11 protein-coding genes and 1 pseudogene are annotated in these 8,814 nt (G+C 74.0%); 9 read left to right on the top strand and 3 right to left on the bottom strand.

The window, feature by feature from the left end; translation table 11 throughout:
* A pseudogene (locus tag RIM90_RS07990) lies at nt 1-814 on the top strand (hypothetical protein); the annotation flags it as partial.
* A 39-nt stretch (nt 815-853) separates the two neighbouring features.
* On the opposite strand, the gene RIM90_RS07985 reads toward RIM90_RS07990, so the two are convergent.
* Nucleotides 854-1,279 carry a VOC family protein gene (locus RIM90_RS07985; RefSeq protein WP_309059877.1) on the bottom strand — a complete coding sequence of 142 codons (426 nt, stop codon included), beginning with the start codon at nt 1,277-1,279 and terminating at the stop codon, nt 854-856.
* 277 nt (nt 1,280-1,556) lie between these two features.
* Here RIM90_RS07985 and RIM90_RS07980 point away from each other — a divergent pair, with 277 nt between their 5' ends.
* From RIM90_RS07980 to RIM90_RS07970, 3 genes are all read left to right on the top strand, one after another.
* Nucleotides 1,557-3,155: an ABC-F family ATP-binding cassette domain-containing protein gene (locus RIM90_RS07980; protein WP_309059876.1), complete on the top strand. Its 1,599-nt coding sequence runs from the start codon at nt 1,557-1,559 to the stop codon at nt 3,153-3,155.
* Between the two features lie 383 nt (nt 3,156-3,538).
* Nucleotides 3,539-3,760 (top strand): helix-turn-helix domain-containing protein, encoded by a 222-nt coding sequence (locus RIM90_RS07975; RefSeq protein ID WP_018567695.1) that lies wholly within the window; start codon nt 3,539-3,541, stop codon nt 3,758-3,760.
* Between the two features lie 149 nt (nt 3,761-3,909).
* Complete coding sequence (locus RIM90_RS07970) at nt 3,910-4,713, top strand: enoyl-CoA hydratase/isomerase family protein (protein ID WP_309059875.1); 804 nt, start codon at nt 3,910-3,912, stop codon at nt 4,711-4,713.
* Between the two features lie 96 nt (nt 4,714-4,809).
* Here RIM90_RS07970 and RIM90_RS07965 read toward each other — a convergent pair whose 3' ends face one another.
* The gene (locus RIM90_RS07965) at nt 4,810-5,535 is read right to left on the bottom strand and encodes a nucleopolyhedrovirus P10 family protein (RefSeq protein ID WP_309059874.1); all 726 of its coding nucleotides are present in this window, start codon (nt 5,533-5,535) and stop codon (nt 4,810-4,812) included.
* Between the two features lie 86 nt (nt 5,536-5,621).
* Here RIM90_RS07965 and RIM90_RS07960 point away from each other — a divergent pair, with 86 nt between their 5' ends.
* The 5 genes from RIM90_RS07960 (at nt 5,622) to amaP (ending at nt 7,956) form a co-directional block, all read left to right on the top strand.
* A complete protein-coding gene (locus RIM90_RS07960; RefSeq protein ID WP_309059873.1) occupies nt 5,622-6,116 on the top strand; it encodes an Asp23/Gls24 family envelope stress response protein in 495 nt (164 codons plus the stop codon).
* A 61-nt stretch (nt 6,117-6,177) separates the two neighbouring features.
* Complete coding sequence (locus RIM90_RS07955; RefSeq protein ID WP_073937463.1) at nt 6,178-6,363, top strand: hypothetical protein; 186 nt, start codon at nt 6,178-6,180, stop codon at nt 6,361-6,363.
* Complete coding sequence (locus tag RIM90_RS07950) at nt 6,360-6,743, top strand: hypothetical protein (RefSeq protein ID WP_309059872.1); 384 nt, start codon at nt 6,360-6,362, stop codon at nt 6,741-6,743. Before RIM90_RS07955 ends, RIM90_RS07950 begins: the two co-directional genes overlap by 4 nt.
* Nucleotides 6,740-7,372, top strand: a complete 633-nt coding sequence (locus RIM90_RS07945) for a DUF6286 domain-containing protein (RefSeq protein ID WP_309059871.1) — start codon at nt 6,740-6,742, stop codon at nt 7,370-7,372. Before RIM90_RS07950 ends, RIM90_RS07945 begins: the two co-directional genes overlap by 4 nt.
* Nucleotides 7,369-7,956: an alkaline shock response membrane anchor protein AmaP gene (gene amaP, locus RIM90_RS07940; RefSeq protein WP_309059870.1), complete on the top strand. Its 588-nt coding sequence runs from the start codon at nt 7,369-7,371 to the stop codon at nt 7,954-7,956. Before RIM90_RS07945 ends, amaP begins: the two co-directional genes overlap by 4 nt.
* 99 nt (nt 7,957-8,055) lie before the next feature.
* Here amaP and RIM90_RS07935 read toward each other — a convergent pair whose 3' ends face one another.
* On the bottom strand, nt 8,056-8,811 hold the full coding sequence (locus RIM90_RS07935) for an SDR family oxidoreductase (protein WP_309059869.1): 756 nt from the start codon (nt 8,809-8,811) through the stop codon (nt 8,056-8,058).
* Nucleotides 8,812-8,814: the final 3 nt, after the last annotated feature.

The raw sequence follows: 8,814 nt of genomic DNA, 5'->3' as shown, positions 1-8,814 counted from the left end.
GCCCGGGGCCGACGTGTCCCGGACCCCCGACGCCCGGACCGGCCCCGAGCCCCGGCGGCCCCGCCCCGCGCCCGCCGAACCGGTCGTCGCCGACGCCCCGCTCGAGCCGCTGCTCGACTGGGCCCTGCACGCCCTCGCCTCCGTCGGAGCCCTCACCTACGGCGACGGGCAGGCCACGCTCACCCCGCTCGGCAGCTGGGCGGTGTGGGTCAAGCTGGAGCAGATCTGCGTCGCCGCGCAGAGCCCCGCCGGGAACATCGAGCAGAGTGCCGAGGACATGCTCCGCGGCTGCGCCCAGCTGCGGCCCAACGCGGCCCGCGCCGAGTACCGCGCCTGGCTCGCCGCCCGCCCGGTCGGCAGCGCCGTCACCGAGCTGATCGGCGCCGCCCGGGGCGAGGACGCCCTGCTGCGCGGCCTCGCCTTCGAGGCCCTGCGCGTGGTCGGCGCCCCCGCCGAACCCGAGGTCCGCGCCGTGCTCGACGAGCCGACGCTGCGGCCCTACGCCCTGCTGTGGCTCGCCGAGCACGACGGCGCCGACCCCGAGGACGCCCACGAGGTCCTCACCCGCGAGGAGGCGACCTGGCTGTGGGTGGACACCGCGGCCGCCGTCGCCGACCACGGTGAGGCCCCCCTGCTGGTCCGGCACCTGGAGTCCGCGGTGCAGCCGACGGTCCCCGCACTGCTCAACGAGGTGCGCGCCGTCGGCCACCCGCGCACCGTGCAGGTCCTGGTCGCGCTCGCCGCCGCGCATCCCGATCCCGCCCTGGCCAAGGCCGTCCGCCGGGCCGCCTTCCAGGTGCACACCGGGGGCTGACACCGACGGCCGTCCCCGTCGGGCCGCAGCCCCGGACCCTCAGGTGCCGGTTCCGGTCCCGGTCTGCGGCGCGTACGTGCCGAAGCTCCAGATGTTGCCCTCGAGGTCCCGGGCCATGTAGTCCCGCGAGCCGTAGTCCTGGTCCGTCGGGGGCATCAGGATCTCCGCGCCCTGCTCCACCGCGCGCCGGTGGTGTGCGTCGACGTCGTCCACGACGATGTACACCCCGGCCGGGCCCGCGTCCTTCATCGCCGTGTCGAACACCCCGCCGCGGCCCTTGGAGCCCAGCATCACCGCGCCGTTGCCCTGCACCAGCTCGGCGTGCATCACCGTCCCGTCCTCGCCCTCGTACACCGACCGCTCCGTGAAGCCGAAGGCCTCCGTGAGCTGCCGGATCGCCGCCTTCGCGTCCGCGTACAGCAGCGTCGGAAAGATGCTCGGACGCCCGCCGTCCGTGCCTGCCATGACGATCACTTCCTTGTGTGCCGTAGCCGGACATCGCCGGACATTCCATCTGCCGCTCAGTGTGGCACCGGTCACTGACGACGCCACCGGGCCGCTCGCACGGGGCGTGGACGGGGTGGGGGACGGGGCGGGCACGGGGCGCGGCCGGTCACCGCGCGCAGAAAAAAAACTGGTTGCACGGCCCCGTTAGAATGGCTCGCATGGCCATTCTCCTCGCGCATTAGACGGCGGGAACGCCCTCAGCCGCCCACCCCGCCACCCTCCCAGGAGTCTGTCCGTGATCTCCGCTTCCGGCATCGAGCTGCGCGCCGGTGCCCGTGTCCTCATCGAGAGCGCCACCTTCCGCGTCGCCAAGGGCGACCGCATCGGCCTGGTCGGCCGCAACGGCGCGGGCAAGACCACCCTCACCAAGGTCCTCGCCGGCCAGGGCATCCCCGCCGGCGGCACCGTCACCCGCTCCGGCGAGGTCGGCTACCTCCCCCAGGACCCCCGCACCGGCGACCTCGACGTCCTCGCCCGCGACCGCATCCTCTCCGCGCGCGGCCTGGACGTACTGATCCGCAAGATGCGCGAGAACGAGCAGCGCATCGCCAACGGCCAGGGGGCCACCCGGGAGAAGGCGCTCAAGCAGTACGAGCGCCAGGAGACGGAGTTCCTCACCAAGGGCGGTTACTCCGCCGAGGCCGAGGCCGCCACCATCGCCGCCGCGCTGAACCTGCCCGACCGGGTGCTCGGCCAGCCGCTGCACACGCTCTCCGGCGGTCAGCGCCGCCGTGTCGAGCTGGCCCGGATCCTGTTCTCGGACGCGGACACGCTGCTGCTGGACGAGCCGACCAACCACCTCGACGCCGACTCGATCGTCTGGCTGCGCGACTACCTCAAGACCTACCGCGGCGGCTTCATCGTGATCTCCCACGACGTCGACCTGGTCGAGACGGTCGTCAACAAGGTGTTCTACCTGGACGCCAACCGCGCCACGATCGACATCTACAACATGGGCTGGAAGCTCTACCAGCAGCAGCGCGAGGCCGACGAGAAGCGCCGCAGGCGCGAACGGCAGAACGCCGAGAAGAAGGCCGCCGCGCTCAACGCGCAGGCCGACAAGATGCGCGCCAAGGCCACCAAGACGGTCGCCGCGCAGAACATGGCCCGCCGCGCCGAGCGCCTGCTGGCCGGCCTCGAAGAGACCCGCCAGTCCGACAAGGTCGCCAAGCTGCGCTTCCCCGAGCCCGCCCCCTGCGGCAAGACCCCGCTGATGGCCGAGGGCCTGTCGAAGTCGTACGGCTCCCTGGAGATCTTCACCGACGTCGACCTGGCCATCGACAAGGGCTCCCGGGTCGTCATCCTCGGTCTCAACGGCGCGGGCAAGACCACCCTGCTGAGGCTGCTGGCCGGTGTCGAGCAGCCGGACACCGGCGCCGTCGTCCCCGGTCACGGCCTCAAGCTCGGCTACTACGCCCAGGAGCACGAGACCCTCGACCCCGACCGCACGGTCCTGGAGAACATGCGCTCCGCCGCCCCCGACATGGACCTCGTCGAGGTCCGCAAGGTGCTCGGCTCGTTCCTGTTCTCCGGCGACGACGTGGACAAGCCGGCCGGTGTCCTCTCCGGTGGCGAGAAGACCCGGCTGGCGCTCGCGACCCTCGTGGTCTCCTCGGCGAACGTGCTGCTGCTCGACGAGCCGACCAACAACCTCGACCCGGCCAGCCGCGAGGAGATCCTCGGCGCCCTGCGCACCTACAAGGGCGCGGTCGTGCTGGTGACGCACGACGAGGGTGCCGTCGAGGCGCTCCAGCCGGAGCGGATCATCCTGCTGCCGGACGGCGTCGAGGACCTCTGGGGATCCGACTACGCGGACCTCGTCGCCCTCGCCTGAGCGGCGGCGGACCGCCCGGGGCGTCCGCGAGCGGTCAGCCCGGGTTGATCGAACGGATGATCCACTGCGTATGGATCATTCGGCTTACCCGTGATCCATCATTCGTGTGAGATCTCCTCATACCGAGGTGTGTCCTACAACGACATCGCGGCCGCGTCCCTGCCGTACCGGGGCGCGGCCGCCGCGCCTTTCTGACCTGGGGCTTCGTGGAGGAACCTGTTCGGCGGTACCGGCGGCATCGATCGGAATCTCCTCTTCCGTATGTGGGGATGCGCTCCCGTCGTCACAACCTTGTCTCACAGACCTTGCCGAATGGGTGGCCATGAAGCCCGGGAGGGGTGATCATGAGGAGACCAGAGCGCACTTCCCATGAGGAGGCACGGGTGGCCGAGACTCTGAAGAAGGGCAGCCGGGTGACCGGCGCCGCGCGCGACAAGCTCGCGGCAGACCTGAAGAAGAAGTACGACGCCGGTGCGAGCATCCGGGCGTTGGCCGAGGAGACCGGCCGCTCGTATGGCTTCGTGCACCGCATGCTCAGTGAGTCGGGCGTCACGCTCCGAGGGCGTGGCGGGGCGACACGGGGCAAGAAGGCCGCTTCGGCCTGACCCCGGGCGCCCCGCGATCCCGATGGTGGCCACCCGGTCGGCCGACTGACCGGCCGGGTGGTTACTGTGCAGTCACTTAACTGTGCCGAAGGACGGGCCCGGCCCTGCCGTACGGCACGGAAGACGACCGCACCCATCGGAGGCGCCCCATGGCTTCGTCCGCCCAGGACCTCGGTCCGGTACTCGACAAGGACGGCGTACGGCTCACCGTCGACGACGCGATCGCCACGGTGACGCTGACCAACCCGGCCAAGCGCAACGCGCAGAGCCCCGCTCTGTGGCGGGCGCTGACCGAGGCGGGCCGGCTGCTGCCCGGCTCCGTCCGCGTCGTGGTGCTGCGCGGTGAGGGAAAGTCCTTCTCCGCCGGGCTCGACCGGCAGGCGTTCACGCCCGAGGGCTTCGACGGCGAGCCGTCGTTCATCGACCTCGCGCGAGGCGGCGAGGACGAGCTGGACGCGACCATCGCCGAGTACCAGGAAGCGTTCACCTGGTGGCGGCGCAACGACATCGTGTCCGTCGCGGCCGTGCAGGGACACGCCATCGGGGCCGGTTTCCAGCTGGCCCTCGCCTGTGACCTGCGCGTCGTCGCGGACGACGTGCAGTTCGCCATGCGCGAGACCGGCCTCGGGCTCGTCCCGGACCTGACCGGCACCCACCCGCTGGTCGGACTCGTCGGATACGCCCGCGCGCTGGAGATCTGCGCGACCGGGCGCTTCGTCACGGCCGAGGAGGCCGTGAGCACCGGCCTGGCCAACCTCGCCGTGCCCGCCGGCGAGCTGGACGCGGCGGTGCGGGACCTGGCCGAGGCCCTGCTGGCCGCGCCCCGGGACGCCGTGATCGAGACCAAGGCGCTGCTGCGCGGCGCGCAGGACCGCACGTACGAGGAGCAGCGGGCCGCCGAGCGCGCCGCACAGGGCCGCCGCCTGCGGGACCTGGCCGGCCTCGGCGAATAGCCCACCGGCCACCGACGGCGGGGCCGGAAACCCGCGGCACCCGGGGACGCGCCCGGCGGTGTCCCGCGGTTGACGCCGCCGGGAGGCGGCGGGCGGTCAGTCGACCGCCGCGACCAGTACCGCCACCGTCGGGCGGTCCGGCAGTGCCTCCGACACCGCCGCGCGGACCGCCCGGGCCACGTCCAGGGCCCGGTGGTCCGTCCGGACCGCGAGGCCCACGCGCGCGTGGCGGCGGGGCAGCGCGGCCCCGCCCGGCCGCTCCGTCAGCTGCACCGGGCCGCCCGGTGCGTCCGCCAGCCGGGTCACCCCCGGCACGGCGAGCACCGCCGCCGCCACCCGCTCGGCCTCGGAGCCACCGGGCTCGACGGCTGCCCGGGGCTCCGGCTCCCGTGGCGGCTCGGCGGTCCGGTCCGGTGACGGTTCCCCGTCCAGCAGTTCCGTCACCCGCAGGTCCACTTCCGTGACCGACAGCCCGATCCGCTCCGCCGCGGCGTCGGCCAGCACCGTACGCAGGCGGGACGCCGTCGTCGGCAGCGGTTGTGCCGCCGTGGCCGCGAACTCCGCGGTCAACCGCAGCGCCCCCGGCGGCAGCGCGCTCGGCGGGGGCGGGACGACCGGCTCGTGCGTCCGGTCCGGATCGGCGAGCGCGATGCGCAGTCCGCCCAGGCGTACGCCCGGCACACCGTGCGCCGCCGCGTGCCGCAGGACCGTTTCGGCGGCACGTTCCGCGATCCACGCGCCGTCGCGCGGGCCGCCCAGGGGCAGGAACCTGCCCAGTCCCACCTGCTGCCGCACCGCATGCGCCCACCGGTCCGTCGTCATTCCTCCATCCTGCCGCATCACGGGCGCGGTACCGCGCAACCGCGCATACGGTGGTCGAAGGAGGCCGATCGAAGGGACGTACGGCGATGACGGACATGACCGGAGAGGGCTCGACGAGGGCCCCGGAGATCGAGAAGAACCTCCCGGACCCCACCGCGCGCAAGGGCCAGGGAACCCGGCGCGGCGGTGGTGACCCGTCCAGCCGTGGCCGCACCACGATCGCCGACGGCGTCGTGGAGAAGATCGCGGGGCTGGCCGCGCGGGACGTGCTCGGCGTGCACGCCATGGGCAGCGGGCTGTCGCGGACCTTCGGAGCCGTGCGCGACCGGGTGCCGGGCGGCTCCAAGTCGGTGACGCGCGGGGTGAAGGTCGAGGTCGGCGAGGTGCAGACCGCGCTCGACCTGGAGATCGTCGTCGACTACGGCGTGTCCATCTCCGACGTCGCCAGGGACGTACGGGAGAACGTCATCGCGGCGGTCGAGCGGATGACCGGCCTGGAAGTGGTCGAGGTCAACATCGCGGTGAGCGACGTCAAGCTGCCGGACGAGGAGGAAGAGGAGCCGGAGCCGCGGCTCCAATGAGGCGCCGGCGCGCGGATGCCCCACCCGGACGGCGAACCACTGAGAAGCTGAGGAGCGCACCATGAACATGGCCGTGGTCGGCATGATCGCCGGCATGGCGCTGGGCTTCGCCGGATACTTCGGCGGATTCGGGGCCTTCCTTCTGGTGGCGGCCCTGGGAGCCGTCGGATTCGTCGTCGGGCGGTTCCTCGAGGGAGACCTGGAGCTCGGCGACTTCTTCCGTTCCCGTGACGAGCGGCGGCGGTGACGGCCGTGGACGCGGGGACCGGCGAACCCGGCGGGAGCCCGGCCGTGGTCCCGCCGGGAGAGCGCGGCGCGACCAGGATCGCCGACCGGGTGGTGGCGAAGATCGCCTCCCAGGCGGCCCGCGAGGCGGTCGGAACGCTCCCCCCGGGCGCCGCCCCGCCGCACGCCACGGTCGTCGTCCACCACGACAGCGCCAGGGTCCGGGTGCACGCCGAACTCGACTATCCCGGCGACATCGGCGGCCGGTGCCGGCAGGTGCGCCGTCACGTGGTCGAGCGGGTGGGCACCCTGGCGGGCATGCAGGTGCCGGAGGTCGTCGTCCAGGTGGAACGACTGCACCTGACCGCCGAGTTCCGCGCGGCACGAGGGAGGACCCGATGAGCGAGTCCCGGAGCACCGAGGAGCCCGCGGGCGCGGTCCTGCAGCAGACCCCGCCGCCCGCGCGGGACGCGGACGGCGGAGCGGGCCCGCACCGGCGCTTCTGGTCGGCCCGCCGGGTCCCCGCGGGCCTGCTCGCGCTCCTGACGCTGCTGATCGCGGGCGCGTTCCTGTACGACATCGCCGCGGTGCGCACCGGCCGGCCCGCGATGAGCTGGCGCCGGGAGCTGGCCCGGCAACTGGCCGGACGGCCCCTGGACGACATCTGGGTGCTGGTCGGCGCCGGTGCCGCCGCCGCGCTCGGACTCTGGCTGATCCTGCTCGCCCTGACGCCCGGCCTGCGCTCCCTGCTCCCGATGCGCCGCACCCGTCCCGGCGTACGCGCCGGACTGCACCGGGACGCCGCCGCGACGGTGCTGCGGGACCGGGCCATGGAGGTGGCCGGCGTGCAGTCGGTCCGGGTGCGGATGAGGCGCGCCAGGGCCGACGTCCGCGCGGTGTCGCACTTCCGCGGGCTGGACGACGTACGGGCCGACCTGGACACGGTGCTCGACGACGCGGTCCGGGGGCTGGGCCTGGCCCGGCCGCCCGCGCTGTCGGTGCACGTGCGGCGGCCGGGCCGGAAGGGGTGAGGGCGGTGCTCGGACGCGTCAACCGGGTGCTGCTCGCGATCGCGGGCCTGGTGCTGGTCGCCCTCGGCGGGTCCGTGCTGGCGATCGGGCTGGGAGTGCCGGCGCCCTCCTGGTGGCTGCACGACGGGCGGCACGACGTGCTGCTGGACGAGGCCGAGCGGACCCGGTGGCGGGACGCCGGCTGGTGGTGGCCGGTCGTCCTCGCCGCCCTCGCCGCCCTGGTCCTGCTCTGTCTGTGGTGGCTGGTCGCGGTGGTGCGCCGACAGCGCCTGGCCGAGGTGCTGGTCGACACCGGCGACGGCGAGGGCGCGGTGCTGCGCGGCCGGGCGCTGGAGCAGGCCTTCGCCGAGGAGGCGGGCCGGCTCGACGGGGTCGCACAGGCCCGCGTCCGGCTCACCGGCCGCCGCACCGCCCCGAGCACCCGGGTCCGTCTCCACCTGGAGCCCCACGTGGACCCCGGAACCGCCCTGCACGCCCTCACCACCGGCGCCCTGACCCACGCCCGCGACTCGACGGGCCTTGCGGACCTGCCGGCGGAAGTGCGCCTGCACGGTGTCAAGCACCGGACGGAGCGGGTCAGCTGAGCACGGATCGGCCGAGCAGGTGCCGGCCGGCCACGGGCCGGCTGCTCGGGCACGCCCCGGCGCCCCGGGGCCTCGGCCACCGAAGGCCCGGCGACGGGACTAGAACCCGTGCCGTACCCCGCCGTCCACCGGCAGCATCACGCCGGACAGGTAGGACGCCGCCGGGGAGAGGAGGAACGCTGCCGTGCGGCCGAACTCCTCCGGGGTGCCGTAGCGGCGCAGCGGGATGCGGGACTCGGCCTCGCGGCGGGTGGCCTCCGGGTCGGCGGAGAGGGAGTCCAGCTCGCGGACCCGGTCGGTGTCGATGCGGCCGGGGAGCAGGCCGACGACGCGGATGCCGCGCGGACCCAGCTCGTCCGCGAGGGACTTGGCGAAACCGGCGAGACCGGGGCGCAGACCGTTGGAGATGGTCAGGCCGGGGATCGGCTCGTGCACCGAGCCGGACAGCACGAAGCCGATGACACCGCCCTCGCCCAGTTCCGCGGCGGCGGCCCGGGCCAGCCGCACCGCGCCCAGGAACACCGACTCGAACGCCGTCCGCCACTGCTCGTCGGTGGTGTCGGCGACGAACCCCGGCGGCGGCCCGCCCACGCTGACGAGGATGCCGTCGAAGCGGCCGAACCGCTCGCGCGCGGTCGCGATCAGCCGTTCGGCCGCCCCGGGGTCGGCGTTGTCGGCGGCCACCCCGACCGCGTCCGGGCCGAGCGCGGACGCGGCCTCGGCGACGCTCTTCTCCTCCCGCCCCGTCACGACCACCTTCGCGCCGTCGGCGACCAGCTCGCGCGCGGAGGCGTGGCCCAGCCCGCGGGTCGCCCCGGTGACGACGTACACCCGGTCCTTCAGTCCAAGATCCATGGC

It is taken from the genome of Streptomyces sp., assembly GCF_031181555.1.
Taxonomy (GTDB): domain Bacteria; phylum Actinomycetota; class Actinomycetes; order Streptomycetales; family Streptomycetaceae; genus Streptomyces; species Streptomyces fimbriatus.
Note: the sequence above shows the minus strand (reverse complement) of the source record. Positions and strands in the feature narration are given on the sequence as shown.

Bases quoted from the DNA above. Each gene is read 5' to 3' on its own strand.
- RIM90_RS07985 (WP_309059877.1), bottom strand. From the start codon at position 1,279: ATGGCAGGCACGGACGGCGGGCGTCCGAGCATCTTTCCGACGCTGCTG.
- RIM90_RS07970 (WP_309059875.1), top strand. From the start codon at position 3,910: ATGGCTTCGTCCGCCCAGGACCTCGGTCCGGTACTCGACAAGGACGGC.
- RIM90_RS07965 (WP_309059874.1), bottom strand. From the start codon at position 5,535: ATGACGACGGACCGGTGGGCGCATGCGGTGCGGCAGCAGGTGGGACTG.
- RIM90_RS07960 (WP_309059873.1), top strand. From the start codon at position 5,622: ATGACGGACATGACCGGAGAGGGCTCGACGAGGGCCCCGGAGATCGAG.
- RIM90_RS07955 (WP_073937463.1), top strand. From the start codon at position 6,178: ATGAACATGGCCGTGGTCGGCATGATCGCCGGCATGGCGCTGGGCTTC.
- RIM90_RS07945 (WP_309059871.1), top strand. From the start codon at position 6,740: ATGAGCGAGTCCCGGAGCACCGAGGAGCCCGCGGGCGCGGTCCTGCAG.
- RIM90_RS07935 (WP_309059869.1), bottom strand. From the start codon at position 8,811: ATGGATCTTGGACTGAAGGACCGGGTGTACGTCGTCACCGGGGCGACC.